Below are 22,365 nucleotides of genomic sequence, written 5' to 3'. Positions count from 1 at the left end.
GGACCGTTCACCGGTCCAGGAGTTCAGCGAAGCGCTCCAGCGCACGATCGGTGCGGTCGCGGTCGCCGGTGGCCGTGAGATCGAACAGCAGACCCCGGACAACGGCCATGACCACCGTGGGCGTGACGGTGTCGTCGGGACCGGTGCAGACGTCGCGGAAGGTGGCACCGAGCGTGTCGAACCAGTCCGTGATCGCCTCGCCCTGGTCGGGGTAGGTCTCGGGGTGGACCAGCCCGTCGGCGTGCACCTCGAAGAACAGCCGGACGAACGGCGCACGTTCCAGCTCCTGTTTGCTGCCGAAGTCGTAGAGCAGCATCCGTGGGCTGGTGCCGAGGGCCGCGGCCAGTGGCCGCAGGCTCAGCCCGGCCAGGCCGGTGACGGGCGGGCGCCGGCAGCCCGCCAAAGGGGTCGCCGCCCAGGCCCCGACCCCTTTAGGCGGCACGGGCGCAGGTCCCCGGTGATCACCGCCCCCTGTGCCCGTCCTGCGTCCGGGGCAGCCCCACCGCGCCCGTCCGCGTCACCTCCCAGGCGCCCTCATCTGCGCATCATCCGCGCCCGTACGAACAGGGCGATACAGGTGATGCCCGCGATCAGGCACACCAGGATTGCGACGGAGAGCAGGAGTATCTGGGCGTCGCCGAGGCCGGGTACGTCGTGGACGAGAGCGATGTCGTGGGGGTCGGTGATCACCTTGTCCGGGTGGCCCGCGATGAAGAGGACCATGGCGACGACCGCGGCCAGGCATGCCGCGCCCGCGGCCAGCAGCCAGCCGCCCGCCTTGTGCTGCCACTCGTCACCGGTGAGCCGGGCCGCGTGCGGGCACCGGCTGAGCACCGCGAGGCCGAGCGCGCCGTGCCGTTCGGCCAGTCCGTCCACCCGGACCCGCCTGCCGTCGGCCAGGCGCAGCACGCACCGGTACCCGACGCCCAGTTGCCGGGAGAGCGCGGTGTCCCGCTCGCCCGTCCGAATGGTGATCGCGGTGACCCGGTCCCAGGCGAAAGCCGTAGGCCCTCGCCGCGAGCCGTGGACCATGCCGTGCTCGCGCACCTCGAAGTACTCCGCCGATCCACCACGCACCGCTCGAAGGGCCTGGGTCGCCGCGAGGTAGAACCCGGCCAGTCCGAGGCCGATGAGCACGCCTACCGCCTTGTTGGCACCGGCCGACGCGTCATCGCCACCGCTGGTCGCTCCCCAGAGGCCCAACCAGCCGAGCGGGACGCCGATGCCCAGTGCCCAGAGGGCGTTCACCCACCGCTTGCCGTTGGCCACCGGGTGCCTGCTGACAACGGGACCGAGTTCGTCGAACACGCCTGTCTTGCCTGTCATCGGGCAAGTTTAGGCAACGGCGCACAGCCGCCTCAAGGTTCGCCGCCCTGCGGCCGGACCGCCCCACGCGCCCCGTCTGCGCAACCGCCAGGAGCTCGGACACGACGAGCCGGCGGTCCGCTACGAGGCGACCGTCCTCATCGCTGCCATCGACGAGTGGCTGTGATCGGCACCTCCACCGGGGTCCTACGCGACCCTGACCACGTACTTGCCCTGGACGCCGCCCGCCTCCAGCGCCCGGTGCGCCGCTGCTGTCTCCTCCAGGGGGAAGACCGTGTCCACCGCGGGGCTCAGCTTGCCCTCGACCACATGGCGGGCGAGGTCGTCGAAGTCCTCCCGCGTGGGGTTGCCGCTGAAGTAGCGCACCCGGCCGCGTCCGTGGACCGTGCTGGCCGCGAGGTAGCCGAGCGTCGCAGCGGGCCGGTTCAGGTCGAAGGCGAGGGTGACCATGCGCCCGCCGGAAGCCAGGAGGCGCCGGAAGGCCCGCAGGTCGGTCCCCGCGGTGTCCAGGACCACATCGAAGCGGCCCAGCTCCGCCGGCCGCACGGCCTGGTGGTCGACGGCCTTGTGCGCGCCGAGCCCGCGGACGAAGTCGAGGTTGGCCGCGCGGGCGAGGGCCGTGACCTCGGCGCCGTACGCCCGTCCGAGCTGGACGGCGGCGTTGCCGACACCGCCCGCCGCGCCCCGGACGAGGAGCCGTTCGCCGGGGCGCAGCCCGGCTTTGTCCCGCAGCGCGGTGATGGCCGTGGTGGCCACCGGCAGCGCGGCGGCGTCCACCGGGTCGAGGCCGTCGGGGAGCCGCCCGACCCGCTCGGCGGGCACGGTCACGTACTCGGCGGCGCTGCCGAACCCGGAGGTGCGGCCCAGGACCCCCCAGACGCGGTCGCCGGCCGCGAACCGGGTGACTGCGACCCCCAGTGCGGCGACCTCGCCGGTGAAGTCCAAGCCGACACGCTTGGGGAATGTCCGGCCGCTCAGGAGGCGGAGACGACCGGCCCGGACTGCCAGTTCGCTGCCGTTGACGCTGAACGCGCGCACCTTCACCAGCACCTCGCCGGCGGTCGGCTCGGGGCGTGGCACGCGGCTCACGTTCAGCACCTCGGGGCCGCCGTAGTGGTCGTAGAGCACTGCCTTCATCATGCGGTCATTCAACGTTCTGCCTTTGCCGCCGGGGGCCGTACGGGTCTGGCATCGACCGTAGGCTCTCAAGTGGACGCAATCGTCCGTTTGGACCGGAAGCGAGAGACAGTGATGACGGAATCCTCTCGGATCACAGCCCGGGACGGGGTGCGGGCGGACGCCCGGCGCAACCGGGAGCGCGTCCTCGTCGCCGCCCGTGCGGTCTTCGCGGAGCACGGGATCGACGCCCCGATGGCGACCGTGGCCCGTCGGGCCGGGGTCGGCGTGGCGACGCTGTACCGGCATTTCCCGACCCGGGACGCTCTGGTGCGGGGCGCGTTCGCGCAGCAGACGGAGACCTGCGCGCGGGCGCTCACCGAGGCTCTGGCCGCCCCTGACCCCTGGCAGGGCTTCCAGCAGCTGGTCGAGACGGTCTGCGCTCTGCAACGGGAGGAACGCGGGTTCCCGGCAGCGTTCGTCACGGCCTTCCCGGACCGCACGTCGGAGCACGCGCAGTCCCGGCAACGAGCCGAGCGGGACTTCACGACCCTGGTCCGCAGGGCCCAGGCGTCGGGCGCGCTGCGGGCCGATTTCCACCCGTCCGACCTCGCCGTGGTCCTGTTGGCACACTGCGCTCTGGTGACCGCCCTGCCGGATGACGGTGCGGCGTCCCGGCGCCTGGTGGCCTATCTGCTCCAGTCGTTCCGCACCGACACGGCCAACGAACCGCTGCCTCCGCCGGCTGCGCTGACACTGCGCAACCTCCCGATGGCAACGCACGGTTCCCGGGGGCAGCGGCCCGCCGGAGCCTGACCCGAGACGGTACCTGCCGCAGGGCACGTCCAGTCCGACGACTCCGCTGTCGCAACAGGCCCTAGGAGAAGGACGTGTGCAGGTACCTGACGGTCGGCGTCGCGATCAGCCAGGCCGAGACGGCGAGGCCCAGGGTCACCGGGAAGGGCCCCTGCACCAGCGTGAGGAGGACGGCACCCATGGAGGTCACCAGGGCCGTCCCCATGAGCAGGATCGGCGAGCTGTTCCAGAACGCCGGGTTGCGGCCGGGCAGTCCGTGGGCGGTCACCACCGTGCCTGCGGCGGTCGGCAGCGCGGCTTCCGCCAGGCCGAGCCAGACGTGCCAGGACAGGGTCAGGGTGCTCACCTCGTGCCCGTCATGGGCGATCCGGACCACCGTGCCCTTCCAGATCTTCAGGTCCACGGCGGTGCCGGCCTCCACGTGCCGGTAGAGGGACTCGTCGACCTCGTACTTCTGGGCGGAGCCCGCCTCGCGTGCGATGTTCAGGTAGTAGCTGGTCCCGTCGTCGACGGAGGAGGACACCCACTTCCTGGTGACCTGGCCGCTCTCCAGCAGCAGGCAGTCGGCGTCCGGCCCGGGCGTCGGAGTGCCGCAGACGGGGGCGGTGCGGTAGGCGCCGCGCTCCTCGACCCGCCTGCGGCGCCCGCAGCTGCACGACGCCGACGAAGTGCGCGGCGTTGCAGCGCAGGTGGGTGGCGGGTCCCGCACGGTGACGTCCCAGCCGATGTCGGGGCGCTCCGGCCCGACCGAAGCCCCGCGACCAGCAGCCCTGCCCTGACCTCACCGCGAAACGGACATCAGCTCGCGAACCGCCCACTGAGAACGCGCCGCCGCCCCGGGGCAGGGGCGGCGGCGCCCAGGCAACGTCAGTCGGCGTCGAACTCGCCGGTGCGGACGGCGGTGACGAAGGCCCGCCAGGCGGCGGAGGAGAAGACGAGCGCCGGGCCGTGCGGGTCCTTGGAGTCGCGGACGGGCATGATGCCGGTGAAGCCGTCGGCGACCTCGACGCAGCCGCTTTGCCCACCGCTGTACGTGCTCTTGCGCCAGGTGGTGTCCATCGCGGTTGCCTCCTGTGGGTGGAGTGGGAAGTCGATGGGGGACGACTTCCCACTCTGGCGTCAGGTAGGCCTAGTTGGCGTCGAACTCGCCGGCGCGGGTGGCGGTGACGAAGGCCTGCCAGGCGGCGGCGGAGAAGACGAGCGCCGGGCCGTGGGGGTCCTTGGAGTCGCGCACGGGCATGATGCCGGTGAAGCCGTCGGCAACCTCGACGCACTGACCGCCACTGCCGCTATAGGAACTCTTGCGCCAGGAAGCGCGAGTCAGTTTGACGTCCATTCGAGGTCCCTCCGTACCGAGCGGATCATAGCTACTGAGTCGGCCTGATTCATGGCCTCGACCAGCAGCTGATCGTAGTCCCTGACCAAGGCTGCGATCGACTCGGTATCGCGGTCGAGGTAGCCGCGCTGCTCGGTCTCGCTGTAGGCGATCATCTTGCGTGTCGGCAGCATCAGCATGGTTACTACGCGAGTGAATGGCCTACTCTCGCCGAGAGAGTAGGGCGCCACCTGGATGAAGATCCTGGGTTGACTGGCCAGTCGTTCAAGGTGGAGTAGCTGCTCGATCATGACGTCTCGGCCGCCGATGGTCCTCCTGAGACAGCTTTCGTCCAGCACCGCGTGCAGGATCGGCGGAGGCGTTCGGTGAAGGGTTTGCTGCCGGGTGAGGAGGTAGTTGATGCGTTCTTCGGCTTGCTCCGGGGTGGCCGTGCCTCGCCTGATATTCCCCTGCTCCCAAGCGGTGGCGTATGCCTTGGTCTGCAGAAGGCCATGGATGACGTTGATTTCGAAGAGCTTGATCTGCTCCGCGGACGACTCGTAGTTGGCGTACTCGGGGAAGCCCGGAACCAGGGCAGTGTGTTTGAGCTGCCAGTACATCAGCAGCAGGGTCCCGCCGGTCTGCAGGACCTCGTCGGCTTTGGTAGCAAACTTCTCACTCGGGGGTCGCTGCGCAAGTTCTACGAACGAGACGTAGGACGGGTGGACTCCGACCTTGCGCGCGAGCTGTTCCTGCTTGAGGCCCATGGCCCTGCGTGACCTGCGGAGTTGGACCCCGAACGGTGCCCAGGGGGATGACTGCGGGTCAATTTCCTTGATGTTCACCATGGCTGCTCCAACTCTCCAAGCCACCGAGGTCAAGTCGTCTGCCACTTCCGATGCTAGGCGACGCAGGGCCACCATGTGCACAGAACGTGAAACGCTGATCGCGGAAGGTTATTCCCATGGTCGATGTCCAAGTTCCCCGGCTCCACGGCTACGGGGTCCGCTGGGACCCCGAGGGCCGGTGCTACCGGGTGCGGAACGAGACGACCGGGGAGTGGCTGTGCCAACCGGCCGGTGAGCGCAGCGGGTTCGCCTCCTTCGGCGCGGCCTTCAGTGCCTGGCGTGCGTTCGAGGTGCACAAGCGGCCGGGGGAGCGGTGATGGGCTCCATCCTCTCCCGGGCGACCGCCGAGCAGCGGCGACAGGCCGCCGCTGTGCTGGACGACCTGACCACCGTCCTCGCCCTCGGCGGGGTCCGGCTGCCCACCCTCGAAGTCGACTGGGACACCGGCCGGATGACGTGCAGCTACCTGCTGCGTCTCACCGCCCGGCCCGTCGACCTCCTGCGGATCGTGGACCTGCTGCGCAAGGGGCTGCGCTACGAGCGCCTCACCCATGACGACTGAACTCCTCGCTCGCCTGCTCTGGTGGGCCGGCTTCTCCCTCGTGCTCCTCGCCGCCCTCAGGAAGTGAACTCCCGATGCAAGACCCCCGCTTGCTCGCCAAGCCGCCGGTGTGCCGGCTCGGCTGCCTCGTCCTCGTGCGCAACCGGCGCGGCGACGTCCTGCTCGTCGACCCGGACTACATGGACGGGCTGATCCTGCCCGGCGGCGCCGCGAAGCCGAACGAGCCGCCGCACCTCGCCGCCGCCCGCCACCTCCACACCGAGACCGGGCTCAACCTGCGCCTCACCGATGTCCTCGCCGTCGACTTCACCCCCGCCGACCGCTACCTGGAACGCCTCAGCCTCGTCTTCGACGGCGGCACCGTCGCCGACGACACCCGCCTCACCGTCCCGCCCCAGCACAGGAGCGGCCTGCTCGGCGCCCGCTTCGTCCCCGTCCGCCGACTGCCCGACGTCATGGTCCCCTCCCAAGCCGCCCGTCTCACCGAGGCGTTGGCCAACCGCACGCTGCCCGTCCTCCTCCACGGACAGCGCGCAACCTGAGGACCGCAGAAAGAAGGGGCGCGCGCGGAGCCCGGGCGCCGACCGGGGCTCCGCGCGCAAGGGGGCCGCGGGTCAGGCGGCGCTCAGGCGCACCGCCCTGCGGTGCTCCGTCATCCCGCAGACCAGCTGGTCGCGGATGCGGGCCGGGACCTGGGGGGCGAACCGGGCCAGGTAGTGGGCCAGATGGGACTCGTCGTCGACGAGGAACGGCAGGTCGAACACCAGCAGTTTGCGCACCGCCAGCAGCGGCACCGGCGCGCGCAGCGGCCGGAACGAGCGGTTCCACAGCCCCGGCTCCTCGCAGGCGGGGTGGAACTGGCCGATCATCAGGCCCTGTTCGACGAACTCGTCCTTGGCCTTGCGCTGCGCCTCGTCCAGCACGGTGGAATCCGCCCGGTCCAGGCCGGGCAGCACCAGCAGCACGGTCAGCAGCTCCCGGTCCGACTCCTGCGTGAGGTCGGCGAGCAGCTGGTCGTAGCGTTCACGCAGTTCGGCCACCAGTGCGGGCAGATCGCCGCCGGCGCCGGTGTCGGCGACCGCGATGTGGAACAGGCCGCGGCGCAGCGAGGGCTGGGTGTAGGGGCAGACGGGGCCGGAGCGCCCCAGGTCGGGGTGGGCGGTGGTGAGGAAGCGCCGGCTCCAGGCGAGGACCTCGGCGGCCTCGGCGTGGCGGTCGGCCGCTCCGGCGTCGATCTGGTCGGCGGAGTGGACCCGCAGGGCGGCGTCGACGGTGTGCGCGCTCACCGGGCACCCCGCCACACGGGTGTCAGACGGGGGCCGCCGGCGGGCAGGGCGAGGGCGTCGCCGAAGCGGGTGAAGCCGGCGGCGGCGAGCAGGCGGGCGCCGCCCGGGGAGCTGGTCTCGGCGTAGGCGGCCTGGCCGTCGGCGTCGACGGCGGCCAGGAAGGCCCGCAGGAGGGCGGTGCCGGTGCCGGCGCGGTGGGTGCCGGGGCGGGCGCCGATGAACGCCGCGTAGTAGTGCGGGCGGTGGCGCGGGTGGCGGCGGGCCTGCAGCCGGGTGATGGCGGCCAGGCGGCGGGCGGATTCGGGGTGGGCGGCGGCGTCGACGGCCTCGTCCAGGGCGCGGGCCGTGCCGTCGTCGCGCAGGCCCGGGTCCTCCCACACGCCGGGGGGCAGGAACAGCAGCACGGCGTCGGCGTCCTCGGTGGTCAAAACGCCCCGGTGGGCCAGGCACTGGTCGACGTGGACGCGGAAGAAGGCGGGCAGGACGGCGGCGCGGTAGGCGTCGTCGGGGAAGGCCCAGCGGGTGAGCGGGTCGTCCTGGAAGGCGGCGGCGAGGACCCGGGCGAGGGCGGGGGTCTCCCCGGGGCGGGCGGGGCGGACCGCGGGGGCCGCGAGGGCGGCGCCCGGCAGGGCGGTGGCGGTGGTCAACGGACACACTCCTCGGCAGACAAGGGGCGGCAGGGGCGGCAGCGGCGGAACCGGAACAGGGCGCGGCGGGGCAGCGGTACGGCGGTGCAGCGGTGCGGCGGTGCGGGTGGTTCAGGGCCGGTGGGCGGCGAGAGCGGCCACCCGCGCGTGCAGGCGCGGCAGGTACTCCTCGGCCTCGGGCTTCATCAGGACGCTGCGCAGCACCCGGGCCCCGCCGGCGTCGGCGCCCGCGCCCGGGTGGCGGCGGGTGAAGTCGGCGGCGTCCACGCGCAGCAGGCTCAGGTAGACCGGGTCGTGCTCGTCGGCCATGCCCTGGCGCAGCACGCGCTCGCTGGCGGCGTCGACGGCGGACATCGACAGCGGCCCCCGGGGGGTGGGGAAGTAGGTGACGATGTCCAGCTGCGGGCGCTGGTGCAGGGTCAGCTGCGCGCTGTCGTCGACGAGCCGGGACCAGGCCAGCGCCGCGCGCCGCCCGCCGGCCAGGACGGCGCCCAGGCCCTGCGCGGTGAGCGGCAGCAGCTGCAGGGTCAGCCACAGGGCGGCGGCCGAGGCGCCGGCGCGCGAGCACTCCAGGCTGATCTCGCCCAGGTGCAGTTCGGCGTCGGTGAAGTAGGTGTAGGGGGAGTCGTGGGCGAAGTGGCGGCCGATCGCGGGGTCGGCGAACAGCACCGCGCCGCAGCCGTAGGGCTGCAGGCCGTGCTTGTGCGGGTCGACGGTGACGGAGTCGCAGCCGGCGATGGCCCGCCACGGGGCCGGGTCCAGCTCCAGCGCGGCGGCCTGGGCGTCGTCGGTGGCCAGCAGCGCGAAGAACCCGCCGTAGGCGGCGTCCACGTGCACCCGCACCCCGTGGCGGCGGGCCAGCGCCAGCACCTCGTGCACCGGGTCGACGGCGCCGAGCCCGGTGGTGCCGGCGGTGACGACCACCGTGCCGACGCGCCCCGTGGCCAGCAGTTCCTCCAGCGCGCCCACGTCCATGCGCCCCGCCGGGTCGGCGGGCACCGCGTGGCCCTGCACGCCCAGCACGTGGCACATCCGGCTGTGCGTGTAGTGGGCCTGCGCACTGTAGGCCACGCCGCGCCCGGGGTGGCTCTGGCGGGCCACGTACAGCGCCTCCAGGTTGGCGATGGTGCCGCTGCTGGTGAGGTGGCCCACGTGCCGGGGCAGGCCGAACACGGCGGCCAGCGCGGCCACGCACTCGCGTTCCATGTCGTTGGTGGCCGGCCCGCCCTCGTAGGCGTGGTTGTTGGGGTTGAACCGCATCGCCGTCAGGTAGCCCACGACGGCGGCCGGGTGCGGGGGCTTGACCATCTGCCCGGCGTAACGGGGATGGAAGAACGGGTAGTTGTGCTCCAGGCGCTTGGCGAAGCGCTCGAACGCGACGGCGAAGTCCGCGTCGTCCACCCGGTGCGAGGGGTGCGGGCGAAAGGGCCCGAACCGCTCGCCCCACCGCTCGGCCACCTCGGCCGCCCTCGGCAGCCAGTACCGCAGGTCCACGCTGTGGCCCTTTCCCTTCGAGGGATCCTCCAGTGCTTCCCGAGCCACGGTGACCGGCGCCCGCAAGCGGGCCGCAACACCCGCAGCTCACCCCGCGGCCCGCCACGGACCCGCCCTGGCACCCCGCCCCACCGGCCGGTAGGCCTCAGCCGGACCCCAACCGGGCGCAAGGACCCGCTGCTGCAATCACCCCCGGAACCCGCCCCCGCACCACCCGCCGGGGCGCCCACCCACCGGGCCGGCAGCAGGAGGACGCGCGATGGTGACCAGACGCAGGATGATCGGCGCCGCCCTGGCGACCGGGGGAGGGGTCCTGCTCATGCGCACCACCCTGCGCCCGGCCGCCCCCGTCGCCGCCGCGGCCGAGGGCCACGACCACGGCGGCCCGGACCCCGCCGCCCCCGACCCCGGGCCCGACGCCGGGCCCGCGCTGGCACCGAAGTTCACCACCGCCATGCCCGTCCCCCCGGTGCTCGCCCCGGTGTCCACCGGCGGCGGCGCCGACACCTACGCCATCACCATGCTCCGCGCCTCCGCACGGATCCTGCCCGGCCACCGCACCGACGTCCTCACCTACAACGGGTCCTTCCCCGGCCCCGTCATCCGCGCCCGCTCCGGGCGCCCCGTCCTGGTGCGCCAGACCAACCTCCTGGACGACCCCGTCTCGGTCCACCTGCACGGCGCCCGCGTCCCCGCCGACAGCGACGGCGGCCCGATGAACCTGATCGCCGCCGGCCGCACCCGCACCTACACCTACCCCAACGACCAGGCCCACGCGAGCCTGTGGTTCCACGACCACGCCCACCACCTGGAGTCCGAGCACGTCTACCGCGGCCTGGCCGGCACCTACCTGATCACCGACGCCACCGAAGCCGCCCTGCCGCTGCCCGCCGGCCAGTACGACCTGCCCATCGCCCTGCGCGACGCCCGCTTCGACCAGGACGCCAACCTCGTCTACCGGATGGACGACCCCTTCAACCGCACCACCATCCTCGCCAACGGCCGCCCCTGGCCCAAGGTCGACGTCGCCGCCCGCAAGTACCGGCTGCGCCTGCTCAACTCCTCCAACCTGCGCTTCTTCTCCCTGCGCCTGGCCGACGGCGGCCCCCTCACCCAGATCGGCTCCGACGGCGGCCTGCTGGAACGCCCCCACGTCACCGACACCGTCGACCTGTCCCCCGGGGAGCGCGCCGACGTCGTCGTCGACTTCTCCCGCTACCCGGTGGGCACCAGCATCGTCCTGACCAACTCCATGCCCCCCGGCCCCACCGAACACGTCGGCCAGGTCCTGCGCTTCGACGTCACCCGCCCCGCCCACGACCCCAGCTCGGTGCCCGCCCGGCTGCGCACCCTGCCCCCCGTGGCCGCGGCCGTGCGCGAGCGCACCGTGGTCCTGGAGTACCAGGAGAGCCCCGGCGCCGCCCCCCTCGGCCTGATCGACGGCAAGGTCTACGACCCGGCCCGGGTGGACGCCCAGGTGGCCTTCGGCACCTCGGAGATCTGGACGGTCGTCAACGCCAACAAGGACGTGCCGCACAACTTCCACCTGCACCTGGTGCAGTTCCGGGTCCTGGCGCGCAACGGCGCCGCCCCCTCCCCGGCGGAGTCCGGGCTCAAGGACACGGTGCGCCTGCTGCCGGGGGAGAGCGTGCGCCTGCAGGCCGTCTTCGACGCCTACCGCGGCCGCTACCCCTACCACTGCCACCTGCTGGACCACTCCGCGATGGGCATGATGGCGCAGATGGAGATCGCCTGACCCCGCCCGTCCGTCCGCCTGACCGCACGCCCGTCCGCCGGGCCTCGGGCCGCCCGTCCGCCTGCCGGGCCTCGGGCCGCCCGCGGGTGCGGGCGGCCCGAGGGGGTGTCAGGCGGCGTGGATGCCCTGGCCCGGCGTCAGGATCCCCGCCGGGTCCCACCGCCGCTTGGCCCGCTCCACCCGCTCCCACAGGCCGCCGTAGTGACGCCGCCAGTCGGACGCCGTCATCCCCGGCACCGCCCCGATCAGGTAGCGCTTGCCGCCCAGCTCCACCGCCCGCTCGTACAGGCGCCGGTTGCGCTCCAGCATCGCCGCCGTGTCCGCCCCCGGCCCCGGGAACGCCAGCAGGTCGAAGTGCCAGCCCACCGGCTCCTGCGGCAGCACCGCCAGCGGCGCCTTCACCCGCTCCCGCGCGTACGGGTAGAACAGCAGCAGCCCCGCCCCCAGGTCCGCCGCGGTCAGCACCTCGGTCGCCTCCCGCATGAACACCCCCACCGTCGAGGCCGGCAGGAACAGGCTCAGCCACGGCTTCGGCAGCCCCCAGAACCCGGCCGCCCGCAGGTACCCCGCGAACGCGTCCACCCGGAACGCGTACTCGCGCCAGCTCTGCTCCACCACCGACGTCTCACCCGCCACCGGGCGCAGCCCCGCCAGCAGCCGCTCCCGCTCCACCGCACGCCCGGCGTCCCCGAAGGCCACCAGCTCCGCCGTGTAGCGCCACCGCGAACCGTCCGCGCTGCGCACCACGTTGCCCACCTGGAGGTCGAAGCGGCCCTCGGCCATCACCTTCTCCTGGTCCGCGCGGTAGACGTCCAGGTCGTCGTAGGCCAGGGTGAACACGGTGGCGCGCTCGCGCGCCGGCACCAGCGCGAGCGTGGCCCGCACGATGATCCCCACCTGCCCGCCGCCGGCCAGCACCGCCTCGAACAGCTCCCGGTTGCGCTCCGGCGAGGCCGTCACCAGCTCGCCGGTACCGGTGACCACCTGGAGCTCCTGCACGGTGTCCGCCTGCAGGCCGTGGCGCTGTACCGCCCCGCCGATCCCGCCCACGCTCAGCGTCCCGCCCACCGACAGGTGCAGGTAGTCCGTCAGGCACGGCGGCGCCCAGCCCTGCGCCAGCGCCGCGTCCGTCAGCTGCGCCCAGGTGGCGCCGGCCTCGACCACGGCCCGCCCCGGTTCCACGGAGACGATCCGCGACAGGCCACGGGAGTCGATCGCGATCCCGCCGCGGGGGTTGGCCTGGCCGTAGCTGGAGTGCGACTCCAGCCCGTCCGCGCCGACCACCGCCTGGTCGCCGCTCTGCCCGTTGACGGCCACCGGGATGCGGTGGCGCCGGGCGAAGGCCACCACCTTCTGCACGTCGCGCACCGAGGCCGGGCGCAGCACCGCGCGGGGCGCGGCGGTGACGAGGTGTCCGAAGTCGGAGGAGAACCGCTCCAGGCCGGCGCCCTGCAGGGTCACCGTGCCGTCCAGGGCGGGCAGTTGCTCCACGCTCTCGCCCGGCTCGGCGGCCCAGGCGCGGGCGGTGGTGTTCCAGCCGACGACGACGGCGGCGCCGGCGCCGGCGATCAGTGCGCGGCGGGACAGGCCTGAACTGCTCATATCAACTTCTCCGATCAGTCGTCAAATAGGGATTGTTGTACCGCAACCACCCCGCGACCACCTACTGCCCCGCACGTCCCTGCTGCTCCAGCATCGTCAGCTCGGCCACGGTGTACTCCCACATCCGCACCTGGTGGGCCGGGGCGTCGGCGGGGATGTGCGCGGCGGCGGCCCGCGCCTCCTCCAGCAGCGCCCGCCGTGCCTGCGGCAGGTGGGCCACCCGCGGCGAGGCGGCGGCCGTCCGCAGCACGTAGGCGAGCTTGTAGGCGTACACGTGCGGGCTGACCGGGAACAGCGCCCGGTACACCCACAGCCCCTCCGGGGCGTCCAGGATCCTCTCGTTGTGGCTCAGCAGCCGCACCCGCGCCTTCAGCACCAGGTCCCCGTGCACCGTCACCCTCACGTCCCCCTTCGTCCGTCCACCCGCCTTCGGCCCCCAGGGCAGCACGACGCGCGCACCGGCTGCCCTGGGCAGGGGCCGGTGCGTGGCCGAAGGAGTGGATGCCGACGAGTCTGCGGCGTGCGCCCGCCCCCGGGCAAGGCGAAACCCGCGTGCCCTGCGTCCTACCGCAACCGGCCACTGAGCTGGCAGGATTGGGTCTGGCACCCCCGCAGGACCCCGGCGCCGCGGCCCGCCCGGTGCGGGGCTAGCCTGGGCGCATGTTCGTACTGGAGCTGACGTACACCGCCCCGCTGGAGCGCATCGACGCCGTCCTGCCGCAGCACGTCGAGTGGCTGAACGGGCACTACGAGGCCGGCACCTTCCTCGCCTCGGGCCGCAAGGTGCCGCGCGAGGGCGGGGTGATCATCGCGCTGGGCGAGGACCGCGCCGCGGTCGAGGAGCTGACCCGCACCGACCCGTTCGCCCGCGAGGGCCTGGTCACGTACACGGTGACCGAGTTCCTCGCCACCACCACCGCCCCCGCCCTGGACGCCTACCGCCAGCAGCTGCCCGCCTGAGCGCCGCTCCCGCCCGAAGCCCGGCCGCCTGAAGCCCGTTCGCCCGACCCCGGCCGTCCGAACGCCGGCCTCGCCGTGCCCCGTTCCGCCCGCCGGTACGGGGCACGGTCGCGTTCTGGCTACGATCGGTAAGCACGGGGCAAGGACGCGTCTGGGAAGTTGGCGGGAGAAGACGGATGGCACACGCACGGGCCGGGCAGCCGGCGCAGCCGGATGATCTGGTGGATGTGGCGCGGCTGGTGACGGCGTACTACGCGCTGAAGCCGGACCCGCAGGAGGTCGGCCAGCGGGTGGCGTTCGGGACCTCGGGGCACCGGGGGTCCTCGCTGGACGCCGCGTTCAACGAGGACCACATCGCGGCGACCACGCAGGCGATCTGCGAGTACCGCTCCGGGCAGGGCATCGCCGGCCCGCTGTTCCTGGGCGCGGACACGCACGCGCTCTCGGAGCCGGCCAAGGTGACGGCGGTGGAGGTGCTGGCGGCCAACGGGGTGCAGGTGCTGCTGGACTCCGCGGACGGCTACACGCCCACCCCCGCGGTCTCGCACGCGATCCTGGCCCACAACCGGCGCAGCCCCCGGGCGCTGGCGGACGGCATCGTGGTGACGCCCTCGCACAACCCGCCGCGCGACGGCGGCTTCAAGTACAACCCGCCCAGCGGCGGCCCGGCCGGCTCGGAGACGACCGGCTGGATCCAGGACCGCGCCAACGAGCTGATCCGCGAGGGCCTGCGCGGGGTCAAGCGGGTGCCGTACGCGCGGGCGCTGGCCGCGGCCACCACCGGCCGCCACGACTTCCTGGGCGCCTACGTCGAGGACCTGCCCGCGGTGCTGGACCTGGACGCGGTGCGCGCGGCGGGGCTGCGCATCGGCGCGGACCCGCTGGGCGGGGCGTCGGTGGCGTACTGGGCGCGGATCGCCGAGACGCACCGCCTGGACCTGACGGTCGTCAACCCGGTCACCGACCCGACCTGGCGGTTCATGACGCTGGACTGGGACGGGAAGATCCGCATGGACTGCTCCTCGCCGGCCGCGATGGCCTCGCTGATCGGGCGCCGCGAGGAGTACGCCATCGCCACCGGCAACGACGCGGACGCCGACCGGCACGGCATCGTCACCCCCGACGGCGGGCTGATGAACCCCAACCACTACCTGGCGGTGGCCGTCGACTACCTGTACCGCCACCGCGCGGACTGGCCCGTCGACGCCGCGGTCGGCAAGACGCTGGTGTCCTCCTCGATGCTGGACCGGGTCGCCGCCGACCTGAAGCGGGAGCTGGTGGAGGTGCCGGTGGGCTTCAAGTGGTTCGTCGACGGGCTGCTGGAGGGCTCGATCGCCTTCGGCGGCGAGGAGTCGGCCGGCGCCTCGTTCCTGCGCCGCGACGGCGGGGTGTGGACCACCGACAAGGACGGCATCCTGCTGGCGCTGCTGGCCTCGGAGATCACCGCCGTCACCGGCGCCACCCCCAGCGCGTACTACCGCGAGCTGACCGGGCGCCACGGCGCCCCCGCCTACGCCCGCGTGGACGCCCCCGCCGACCGCGAGCAGAAGGCGCTGCTGGCCCGGCTGTCCCCGGAGCGGGTCACCGCGCGCGAGCTGGCCGGCGAGGCGGTGACCGCGGTGCTGGCCAAGGCGCCCGGCAACGGGGCGGCGATCGGCGGCATCAAGGTGTGCACCGACAACGCCTGGTTCGCGGCCCGCCCCTCGGGCACCGAGGACGTGTACAAGATCTACGCCGAGTCCTTCCTCGGCGACGGGCACCTGGCCCGGGTGCAGGAGGAGGCCCGCGCCCTGGTGGGCGAGGTCCTCGGCGCCTGACCCGCGCTCACCCCCACGCCCCGGACCGGGACTCCCGGTCCGGGGCGCGCGTGCTTCCCCCGGTCAGGCGCCGGTGGAGCGCGGCGCGGACGGGGCGGCGCAGCGGGGCGGCCGGGGCGTCGGCGACGGCGTCCCCGGAGCCGGCTGCGGCGCCCGCCCCTCCCGGGTGGTCGCCGCCGCCACCGCCGTCGCCACCAGCGCCAGCACCGCCGCCGCGACCGGGAACCACCGCCCGCCCAGCACCGCGATCGCCGCACTGCCCGCCACGCCCCCGGCCGCCGTCCCCAGGTACAGCGCACTGCTGTTCAGCGAGATCAGCAGCGGCGCGTTGCCCGGATCGATCGACGCCAGCCGGTGCGGCAGCGCCACCGACACCGCCCACCCCGCCAGCGGCACCACCGCCGCGTACACCAGCGCCCCCGGCATGCTGCGTCCCAGCCACGGCAGCGCCGCGAACGCGCACGCCGCCACCGCCGAACCGGCCAGCAGCACCCGCCGCACCCCCGCCCGGTCCACCAGGCGCCCGCCCAGCCAGCTGCCCGCCACCGACATCACCCCCGTCGTCAGCAGCACCAGGCTCAGCCGGTCGGCGTCGCCCCCGGTCGCCCCCGAGACGGCGGTGGCCAGGTAGATGTAGACGCACTGGAAGGCCAGGAAGAACACCAGCGTGGTGGCCGCCGCCCCGAGCACCCGCCGCTGCCCCAGCGGCGCCAGCCGCGCCCGCAGCCCCGGCGCGGCGACCGGCTGCGGCAGGTCGCGCAGCAGCAACGCCAGCCCCACCAGCGCCGCCACGCCCAGCGCCGTGACCAGCCACATCGTCATCCGCCAGTCGCTGCGCCCCACCCAGGTGCCCAGCGGCACGCCCAGCGCGGTGGCCACCGTCATCCCGCCCAGCACCGTGGCCAGCGCCCGTCCGCGCCGCTCAGGGGCGACCAGGGTGGTGGCCACCGCGTTGGCGGTCGGCGTGTACAGCGCGGCGCCGGCCGCCGCCAGTACCCGACTCGCCAGCAGCAGGCCGTAGTCCGGCGCGAGCGCGCTGAGCGCGTTGGCCGCGCTGAACACCACGAGCGCGGTCAGCAGCAGGCGCCGGCGCGGCCAGCGGGCGGTGAGCGCGGCCAGCACCGGGGCCAGCAGCGCGTAGCCGAGCGCGAAGACGGTGACCAGCTGGCCCGCGGCGGGCACCGACACCCCCAGGTCGGCGGAGACCGGGCCGAGGATGCCGGCGACGACCATCGAGTCGGTGCCCATGGCGAAGGTGCCGAGGGCGAGCAGGAGCAGGCGTACGGGCACGGGAAAGCCCCCCGATTGTTTGACGATAGGGCAACAGTTTGACGCTCGTCAAACACTAGGGATTGGTGGATGATTGTCAAACCAACCCCGGCCCGTCCGGCCCCGTCCGGCCGGCCCTCACCCGACGAGGATCACGCGCCATGCCCGAAGACGAGCGGCTTCCCCAGCCCGCCACCGCCGACATCGACCTCGTCACGGTGCTGCACGCCCTCGGCGACCCGGTCCGCATGACGCTGCTGCTCAGCTACGCCGACGGCGCCGAACACTCCTGCGCCCCCCGTGACCTGGGGCTGGAACACCTCCACAAGTCGACCGTCTCCCACCACATGCGCGTCCTGCGCGAGGCCGGCGTCACCACCACCCGCGTCGCCGGACGCAACCGCTTCGTCAGCCTGCGCCGCGCCGACCTCGACGCCCGCTTCCCGGGCCTGCTCGACGCCCTCCTGGCCGCAGCGCCCGCCGCGTCCGCCTGAGCGCTCCACTCCGGGGCCTATGACCGAGGTCGTACCCGCCGCCCGCCGCTCCTCCGCCGGCCCGACGCGCCCTGCCCGCACCACCCCGAGATCACCCTCGACCGCTGAGCCCCGGGCGCGGGGCCCCGCCGCACGCGTGGGATGCTCACCCCGGCGGGAAACCGGATCGGGAAGGGGTGGCGGCGTGCCGATCAGGGGCGTGCTCTTCGACGTCGACGACACCCTGTTCGACTACTCGGGCTCGGAGGAGGCCGGCATCCTCGCCCACCTGCGGGACCAGGGGCTGCTCGACCGCTTCCCCGGGCCCGGGGCGGCCCTGGCGCTGTGGCGCGCGGTCATGGAGGCCCAGTACGCCCGCTTCCTGGCCGGCGAGCTCACCTTCACCGGCCAGCAGCACGAACGCGTCCGGCACTTCCTCGCCCACCTCGGCCAGGACACCGCCGGCCTGCCCGACCACGAGGCCGCCGCCTGGTTCGCCGGCTACGCGGCCCACCGCGACGCGGCCTGGGCGGCCTTCCCCGACGCCGGACCCGTCCTGGCGAGGCTCGCCCCCGGCTACCGCCTCGGGATCGTCTCCAACTCCAGCGCCGACCACCAGCGCCGCAAGCTCGACGCCGTCGGCCTGCTGCCCTACTTCGGCGACACCCTGGTCTGCTCCGACCAGCACGGCGAGGCCAAGCCCGCGCCGGGCATCTTCCTCGCCGGGTGCGCCGGCCTCGGGCTCGCGCCGCGGGAGGTCGCCTACGTCGGCGACAAGTACGCCCTCGACGCCGTGGGGGCCCGCGACGCGGGACTGCGCGCGTACTGGCTCGACCGGGCCCGCAGTGGCGCACCGGTCACGGACGGCGTCCGCGTCCTCCACGCCCTCGACGACCTGCCCGCCGCGCTCGACGGCTGAACCCACCGCTTGTCGCCTGCCGGGTCGGTGGGTCCCGGAGCGGGAAGTCGGCGGGGCCGACTTCCCGCTCCGCGCGCCGAGGTGTCCGTCAGTAGGGGATCGGGCGGTTCTCGCGGGCCCACAGCTGTTCGGCCTCGCTCTGGGGCGGGGGCGGGGAGATCCCGTCCATCATCCACAGGTCCCGGGGCGTCTCGTCGATGTGGAACTCGCAGTACAGGCCACGCCCGGTGGTGTGGGGCGCGAGGAGGGCGGCGAGGGCCTCCCGGGTGCGCTTGCGCAGGTCCGGGTCCTCGGTGTGCCGGGCGATGTGCTCGACCACGATCCGCACCGCGTCGTGCGCGGGCTGGTCGCCGACGTGGAAGGAGTCGGCGGCGATCTCGTGGAAGAGCGTCACCACGTAGAACTTCGGCAGCCCGAAGCGGGTGTAGAACCCGGTGATGTCGGCGGCGAGGCGCTGCTTCTGGTCGGGGGTGTAGGTGCCGGGAGGGTGGTAGACGTGCCACAGGGGCATGGGTGTTCTCCTCGGGATCGGGCGTGGTGCAGGAAGGGGGCGCGGCTCAGCGGCCGATGGGCAGGGTGAGGCCCTCCACCGGGCCGGAGAGCGCGGACTTGAGCGCCCGGGTGACGTCGTCGACGAGCACTTCGCGCTCGCCGCGCTCGACGCCGTCCAGGACGATGCGGGCCACCTCGGCGGCCGGGAGCTTGTCGACGGGCAGGGCCGCCACCATGTCGGTGTCCGCGAAGCCCAGGTGCACGCCGACGACCTGGGTGCGCTGGGCGGCGAGCTCGACGCGCAGGGAGTTGGTGAGCGACCACAGGGCGGCCTTGGAGGCGCCGTAGGCGCCGGCGCCCGCACCCCAGGACAGCGCGGAGTGGATGTCCACCAGGGCCCCGCCGCCGCGGCCCGCCAGCACCGGCGCGAAGGCCTGGGCGATGCGCAGCGGGCCGAGCACGTTGGTGTCGAAGGTGGCCTGGACCTGGCGCAGGTCGGCGGTGAGCAGCGCCCCCGGATACAGGACGCCGGCGTTGTTGACGACGATGTCGACGTCCTGGACGCGCTCGGCCAGGGCGGCCACCGAGGCGTCGTCGGTGACGTCCAGGGCGAGGACCTCCACCCGCTCGTCCTCGCTGCGGTCGGGCGTGCGGGCGGTGGCGTAGACCTTCTTCGCGCCGCGCGCCAGCAGCTCCTCGACGAATGCCCTGCCGAGGCCGCGCCGGCCTCCGGTGACCAGGGCGACGGAGCCTTCGATCACGGTCATGTGCGTGTTCCTCGCTCTCAAGGTGGCGGTGTCCGTGTCCGGCACCACCCTTTTAGATTACTATCATCATCTAAAATGGGTGGGAAGGTGGGAGCACCACAAACAGGAGCGAAGGAAGGGAGCGCAGGCATGCCCCGCGTGTCACGAGCCGAGGCCGAGCGCCGCCGCCGCCAGGTGATCGACAGCACCGCCAGGCTGATCCGGGAGAAGGGCGCCGACCAGGTCAGCGTCCCCCAGGCGATGGCCACCGCGGGCCTCACCCACGGCGGCTTCTACCGGCACTTCGCCTCCAAGGACGACCTCGTCGCCCAGGCGCTCGGCGCGGCCTTCGCCGAACGCCGCGAGGCCATCGACCACCTCGCCGACGAACCCGCGGCCGAAGGTCGCACCCCCCGCGCCGAGTTCCTCGCCCGCTACCTCTCCACCCCCCACCGGGACAACCCCGGCCAGGGCTGCGCCGCCGCCGCGCTGGCCGCCGACGCCGCCCGGGCCGAGCCCGGCACCCCGCTGCGCACCGCCTTCACCGCCGGCCTGCGCGACCTCGTCGACGGCTTCCAGCACCTGCCCGACCCCGCCGAACGCGAGGCCGCGCTCGCCGACCTGTCGACCCTGGTCGGCGCCCTCCTGCTCGCCCGCGCCAGCGAGGATCCCGCCCTGTCCGCCGAGTTCCTGGACGCCGCCCGCCACCGGCTGTCCGCCCCCACCCCCGCCCCCGCCGCGGACGCGGACACGCCGTCCGTGTAAGGGCCGCAGCCGGACCGGGGGAGGGGCCCGCAGGCCCGTGATCGCGCGCACCCCGCCGGGGTCCAGGCGGAGCTCGTACGCGGTGCTGCACTCGCTGATGAGCGTGCCCACCTTCGCGCCGCAGGGGCGCAGCTGATTCATGCCGCTCCGGCCGTCGAGGCCGCAGCGCCCCCGGGAGCGCCTCCAGCCGGGATGCGGCTGGAGTGACGGTGCGTCATCGGGGTGCAGGACCGCGGTGTTCCGGGGTCCCGCGGACACCAGGAACCCGTCGCCGTCCGGATCGCCGACGCAGGGACCCCCGGCGAAGACCGGCAGGCAGGCGTCGGAGGGCACGAGCGGGGCGCCCCACGGCCCGGGTTCCAGGGCGAAGAAGCCGGGCGGCGCGACGGGATCCGTCGGCCTCGCGATAGCCCTGGCCCATCGGACGGGCGGGCACCTCGGGCAGCCTGGTCAGCGGTCCGGCGATTGGATGATCGCAGGTCGCCCACACGAACACGGCCACGGTCACCCGGTGTTCGTAACACCCGGCGGGCGCCCCGCCAACCGGATCGGCCGCCGTGGTTTAGCCGTCGGCGCCGAACAGCGCGCGGTAGCCGGCCAGCCCGCTCACGCAGACCGCACCGGTTTACGCCCCGCAGGTCCGGGCGGGCACCACGACCCCGCCCCACGCAGGGCCGGCCGCACCGGCCGACACCGACGACCCGGCCATCGGCACCGTCGGCGCCGTCCAGGCCGCCGCCGACGCCGCCACCTACACAGGCGTCGCGGACGTGGCCGCCCACCGGGCCCGCCAGGCGAAGGCTCCGTTCCGGGGGAGCCTTCGTCATACCGCCCGCGACGGCGCTTGCCGTGGTGTCGCGGCACGTGATCGGATGATGGCAGCATCGCGTGCCGGTGACGGACCGCGTCAGGCATGGAGGTGTGGAACCGAAGGGACCGCCCTCCGTGGCTTCCCCCGACGGCGACCGTGTGGTCGCCCTGAGCCTTCAGCTCTCCCAAACACATCAGGAACTGCGCCGCCGGATCGGCGCGGTCAGGGCCGGAATCGGCCAACGCCGGCTGGACGACGACACGCTGCGCACCCACTGCCTGGCCTTCTGCGCCGCGCTGACGGCACACCACCAGGGCGAGGACGAGGGCGTGTTCGCCCACCTCGTGCGCGAACGCCCCGAGCTCGCCGGGACGGTCGCCAAGCTCGTCGAGGACCACGAGATGATCGCTGCCATCCTGGCCAGGGTCCGCGAACTCGCCGACCACGCCGCCGAATCGCCCGGCGAAGGCCTGGAGGCGATCGGGCGCGAACTCGACGGACTCACGGCGATCATGGAATCCCACTTCGCCTACGAGGAACGGACGATCAGCAAGGCCCTCGACAGCGCCGTACCTGACAGCGGCTGGTCCGACCAGGTGTTCCGGTTCGGCTGACAACGTCCGTCGGCACGTCACCTGCTGCGGGCGGACGGCGCGAAGGTCGCCGTGGCGCAGTGGAACGGCGCCGACGGGACCGGGATGCCTCCGGGCACCCCGGCGCTCACCGTGGACCGGTTCAAGGCCGTCGCCCCCGCTCCGCCCTGGTGGGGTGTGGCGGGGGTCAGAACTTCCAGACCTGGTCGTCGAAGGCGGGGACGCAGTCCCACACCTTGGCGGGGGCGCCGTTTTCCTGCCAGGAGGGGAGGGCGAGGCAGCGGTTGTTGAAGGTGTTGCGGAGCTGGTAGCCCTTGGTGTCGACCCGCGGGCAGCAAGACGGCGGCGACACCGACACCACCCTGGAGAACGGGGGGTCGCTCACCAGCACCGACCACCACCCGTTCTGGTCCGAGGACCAGCGCACCTGGCTCGACGCCGCCGACCTGAAGACCGGTCAAGCACTCCGGGACCCCGCCGGCCGGCCGCAGCGGATCGAGGACATCCGGCACTGGAACACCCTCCAGCCCGCCTACAACCTCACCGTCGAGGACCTGCACACGTACTACGCGGTGGCGGGCGACACACCGGTGCTGGCGCACAACGCGGACGTCTACTGCCCGGCGCGTCTCGCCCTCGGTGCCACGGAGGACTGGAACACGGGCACCTTCGATATTCTGAGCCAGCGCCATCTTGAAGTTGGCTGGTGGGAGGGGCTGGCGTGACTCCGTTCCGGGGGCTCGCGCTGGTGG

28 protein-coding genes are annotated in these 22,365 nt (G+C 73.6%); 12 read left to right on the top strand and 16 right to left on the bottom strand.

Translation table 11 applies throughout. The annotated features are described in order from the left end of the window. Nucleotides 1–7: 7 nt before the first annotated feature. The 3 genes from ACIO5E_RS16375 to ACIO5E_RS16365 form a co-directional block, all read right to left on the bottom strand. A complete protein-coding gene (locus ACIO5E_RS16375; protein WP_400667844.1) occupies nt 8–442 on the bottom strand; it encodes a hypothetical protein in 435 nt (144 codons plus the stop codon). A gap of 92 nt (nt 443–534) precedes the next feature. Beyond that, nucleotides 535–1,326 (bottom strand): hypothetical protein, encoded by a 792-nt coding sequence (locus ACIO5E_RS16370; protein WP_400667842.1) that lies wholly within the window; start codon nt 1,324–1,326, stop codon nt 535–537. A gap of 186 nt (nt 1,327–1,512) precedes the next feature. Beyond that, a complete protein-coding gene (locus ACIO5E_RS16365) occupies nt 1,513–2,466 on the bottom strand; it encodes an NAD(P)-dependent alcohol dehydrogenase (protein WP_400667840.1) in 954 nt (317 codons plus the stop codon). Between the two features lie 111 nt (nt 2,467–2,577). Between ACIO5E_RS16365 and ACIO5E_RS16360 the strand changes: the two genes are divergently transcribed. Next, nucleotides 2,578–3,258, top strand: a complete 681-nt coding sequence (locus ACIO5E_RS16360) for a TetR/AcrR family transcriptional regulator (protein ID WP_400667839.1) — start codon at nt 2,578–2,580, stop codon at nt 3,256–3,258. 61 nt (nt 3,259–3,319) lie between these two features. Here ACIO5E_RS16360 and ACIO5E_RS16355 read toward each other — a convergent pair whose 3' ends face one another. The 4 genes from ACIO5E_RS16355 to ACIO5E_RS16340 form a co-directional block, all read right to left on the bottom strand. Further along, nucleotides 3,320–3,967 (bottom strand): hypothetical protein, encoded by a 648-nt coding sequence (locus ACIO5E_RS16355; RefSeq protein WP_400667837.1) that lies wholly within the window; start codon nt 3,965–3,967, stop codon nt 3,320–3,322. Nucleotides 3,968–4,125: 158 nt separating this feature from the next. Beyond that, nucleotides 4,126–4,317, bottom strand: a complete 192-nt coding sequence (locus tag ACIO5E_RS16350; RefSeq protein WP_400667835.1) for a DUF397 domain-containing protein — start codon at nt 4,315–4,317, stop codon at nt 4,126–4,128. A gap of 70 nt (nt 4,318–4,387) precedes the next feature. Continuing rightward, nucleotides 4,388–4,594, bottom strand: a complete 207-nt coding sequence (locus ACIO5E_RS16345) for a DUF397 domain-containing protein (RefSeq protein ID WP_400667833.1) — start codon at nt 4,592–4,594, stop codon at nt 4,388–4,390. Continuing rightward, nucleotides 4,579–5,421 carry a helix-turn-helix transcriptional regulator gene (locus ACIO5E_RS16340; RefSeq protein ID WP_400667831.1) on the bottom strand — a complete coding sequence of 281 codons (843 nt, stop codon included), beginning with the start codon at nt 5,419–5,421 and terminating at the stop codon, nt 4,579–4,581. The genes ACIO5E_RS16345 and ACIO5E_RS16340 overlap by 16 nt, the downstream gene beginning before the upstream one ends. Nucleotides 5,422–5,537: 116 nt before the next feature. Between ACIO5E_RS16340 and ACIO5E_RS16335 the strand changes: the two genes are divergently transcribed. The 3 genes from ACIO5E_RS16335 to ACIO5E_RS16325 all read left to right on the top strand — a co-directional run bounded on the left by ACIO5E_RS16335 (nt 5,538) and on the right by ACIO5E_RS16325 (nt 6,525). Further along, nucleotides 5,538–5,738 (top strand): hypothetical protein, encoded by a 201-nt coding sequence (locus ACIO5E_RS16335; RefSeq protein WP_400667830.1) that lies wholly within the window; start codon nt 5,538–5,540, stop codon nt 5,736–5,738. Then, nucleotides 5,738–5,983 (top strand): hypothetical protein, encoded by a 246-nt coding sequence (locus tag ACIO5E_RS16330; protein WP_400667828.1) that lies wholly within the window; start codon nt 5,738–5,740, stop codon nt 5,981–5,983. The genes ACIO5E_RS16335 and ACIO5E_RS16330 overlap by 1 nt, the downstream gene beginning before the upstream one ends. Nucleotides 5,984–6,057: 74 nt before the next feature. After that, nucleotides 6,058–6,525, top strand: coding sequence for an NUDIX domain-containing protein (locus ACIO5E_RS16325; protein WP_400667826.1), 468 nt, complete (start codon nt 6,058–6,060; stop codon nt 6,523–6,525). A 72-nt stretch (nt 6,526–6,597) separates the two neighbouring features. On the opposite strand, the gene ACIO5E_RS16320 is transcribed toward ACIO5E_RS16325, so the two are convergent. From ACIO5E_RS16320 to ACIO5E_RS16310, 3 genes are all read right to left on the bottom strand, one after another. Further along, entirely contained in the window at nt 6,598–7,269 is a 672-nt protein-coding gene (locus ACIO5E_RS16320) for a DUF6875 domain-containing protein (RefSeq protein ID WP_400667824.1), read from the bottom strand. Next, nucleotides 7,266–7,916: a hypothetical protein gene (locus ACIO5E_RS16315; protein ID WP_400667822.1), complete on the bottom strand. Its 651-nt coding sequence runs from the start codon at nt 7,914–7,916 to the stop codon at nt 7,266–7,268. The genes ACIO5E_RS16320 and ACIO5E_RS16315 overlap by 4 nt, the downstream gene beginning before the upstream one ends. A gap of 111 nt (nt 7,917–8,027) precedes the next feature. Then, the gene (locus ACIO5E_RS16310; RefSeq protein ID WP_400667820.1) at nt 8,028–9,410 is read right to left on the bottom strand and encodes a pyridoxal phosphate-dependent decarboxylase family protein; all 1,383 of its coding nucleotides are present in this window, start codon (nt 9,408–9,410) and stop codon (nt 8,028–8,030) included. A 259-nt stretch (nt 9,411–9,669) separates the two neighbouring features. Here ACIO5E_RS16310 and ACIO5E_RS16305 point away from each other — a divergent pair, with 259 nt between their 5' ends. Continuing rightward, nucleotides 9,670–11,166: a multicopper oxidase family protein gene (locus ACIO5E_RS16305; protein ID WP_400667819.1), complete on the top strand. Its 1,497-nt coding sequence runs from the start codon at nt 9,670–9,672 to the stop codon at nt 11,164–11,166. A 108-nt stretch (nt 11,167–11,274) separates the two neighbouring features. Here the strand turns inward: ACIO5E_RS16305 and ACIO5E_RS16300 are convergent, their stop codons facing one another. Further along, nucleotides 11,275–12,768, bottom strand: coding sequence for an FAD-binding protein (locus tag ACIO5E_RS16300; protein ID WP_400667817.1), 1,494 nt, complete (start codon nt 12,766–12,768; stop codon nt 11,275–11,277). Nucleotides 12,769–12,829: 61 nt separating this feature from the next. Further along, nucleotides 12,830–13,165 carry a hypothetical protein gene (locus tag ACIO5E_RS16295; RefSeq protein ID WP_400667815.1) on the bottom strand — a complete coding sequence of 112 codons (336 nt, stop codon included), beginning with the start codon at nt 13,163–13,165 and terminating at the stop codon, nt 12,830–12,832. Between the two features lie 263 nt (nt 13,166–13,428). Here ACIO5E_RS16295 and ACIO5E_RS16290 point away from each other — a divergent pair, with 263 nt between their 5' ends. Both ACIO5E_RS16290 and pgm read left to right on the top strand, forming a co-directional pair. Next, the gene (locus ACIO5E_RS16290; RefSeq protein ID WP_400667813.1) at nt 13,429–13,728 is read left to right on the top strand and encodes a YciI family protein; all 300 of its coding nucleotides are present in this window, start codon (nt 13,429–13,431) and stop codon (nt 13,726–13,728) included. Nucleotides 13,729–13,904: 176 nt separating this feature from the next. Beyond that, nucleotides 13,905–15,545: a phosphoglucomutase (alpha-D-glucose-1,6-bisphosphate-dependent) gene (gene pgm, locus ACIO5E_RS16285; RefSeq protein WP_400667811.1), complete on the top strand. Its 1,641-nt coding sequence runs from the start codon at nt 13,905–13,907 to the stop codon at nt 15,543–15,545. A gap of 63 nt (nt 15,546–15,608) precedes the next feature. Here the strand turns inward: pgm and ACIO5E_RS16280 are convergent, their stop codons facing one another. Beyond that, nucleotides 15,609–16,835 carry an MFS transporter gene (locus ACIO5E_RS16280; protein ID WP_400667809.1) on the bottom strand — a complete coding sequence of 409 codons (1,227 nt, stop codon included), beginning with the start codon at nt 16,833–16,835 and terminating at the stop codon, nt 15,609–15,611. Between the two features lie 140 nt (nt 16,836–16,975). Between ACIO5E_RS16280 and ACIO5E_RS16275 the strand changes: the two genes are divergently transcribed. After that, a complete protein-coding gene (locus ACIO5E_RS16275; protein ID WP_400667807.1) occupies nt 16,976–17,308 on the top strand; it encodes an ArsR/SmtB family transcription factor in 333 nt (110 codons plus the stop codon). 184 nt (nt 17,309–17,492) lie between these two features. Continuing rightward, nucleotides 17,493–18,206, top strand: coding sequence for an HAD family hydrolase (locus ACIO5E_RS16270; protein WP_400667805.1), 714 nt, complete (start codon nt 17,493–17,495; stop codon nt 18,204–18,206). Nucleotides 18,207–18,294: 88 nt separating this feature from the next. Here ACIO5E_RS16270 and ACIO5E_RS16265 read toward each other — a convergent pair whose 3' ends face one another. Continuing rightward, entirely contained in the window at nt 18,295–18,717 is a 423-nt protein-coding gene (locus ACIO5E_RS16265) for a tautomerase family protein (RefSeq protein ID WP_280677697.1), read from the bottom strand. 46 nt (nt 18,718–18,763) lie between these two features. Then, on the bottom strand, nt 18,764–19,465 hold the full coding sequence (locus ACIO5E_RS16260; RefSeq protein ID WP_280677696.1) for an SDR family oxidoreductase: 702 nt from the start codon (nt 19,463–19,465) through the stop codon (nt 18,764–18,766). Between the two features lie 129 nt (nt 19,466–19,594). Between ACIO5E_RS16260 and ACIO5E_RS16255 the strand changes: the two genes are divergently transcribed. Both ACIO5E_RS16255 and ACIO5E_RS16250 read left to right on the top strand, forming a co-directional pair. After that, nucleotides 19,595–20,209, top strand: a complete 615-nt coding sequence (locus ACIO5E_RS16255; RefSeq protein ID WP_400667802.1) for a TetR/AcrR family transcriptional regulator — start codon at nt 19,595–19,597, stop codon at nt 20,207–20,209. Nucleotides 20,210–21,154: 945 nt separating this feature from the next. Continuing rightward, entirely contained in the window at nt 21,155–21,634 is a 480-nt protein-coding gene (locus ACIO5E_RS16250; protein ID WP_400667800.1) for a hemerythrin domain-containing protein, read from the top strand. A 166-nt stretch (nt 21,635–21,800) separates the two neighbouring features. On the opposite strand, the gene ACIO5E_RS16245 is transcribed toward ACIO5E_RS16250, so the two are convergent. After that, nucleotides 21,801–21,965, bottom strand: coding sequence for an RICIN domain-containing protein (locus tag ACIO5E_RS16245; RefSeq protein ID WP_400667798.1), 165 nt, complete (start codon nt 21,963–21,965; stop codon nt 21,801–21,803). On the opposite strand from ACIO5E_RS16245, the gene ACIO5E_RS16240 reads away from it, so the two are divergent. Then, nucleotides 21,931–22,338, top strand: a complete 408-nt coding sequence (locus ACIO5E_RS16240) for a polymorphic toxin-type HINT domain-containing protein (protein WP_400667952.1) — start codon at nt 21,931–21,933, stop codon at nt 22,336–22,338. The two genes, ACIO5E_RS16245 and ACIO5E_RS16240, sit on opposite strands and share 35 nt — an antisense overlap. The last annotated feature ends 27 nt before the right edge of the window (nt 22,339–22,365 follow it).

Source organism: Kitasatospora sp. NPDC087314, from assembly GCF_044744365.1.
Taxonomy (GTDB): Bacteria; Actinomycetota; Actinomycetes; order Streptomycetales; family Streptomycetaceae; genus Kitasatospora.
Note: the sequence above shows the minus strand (reverse complement) of the source record. Positions and strands in the feature narration are given on the sequence as shown.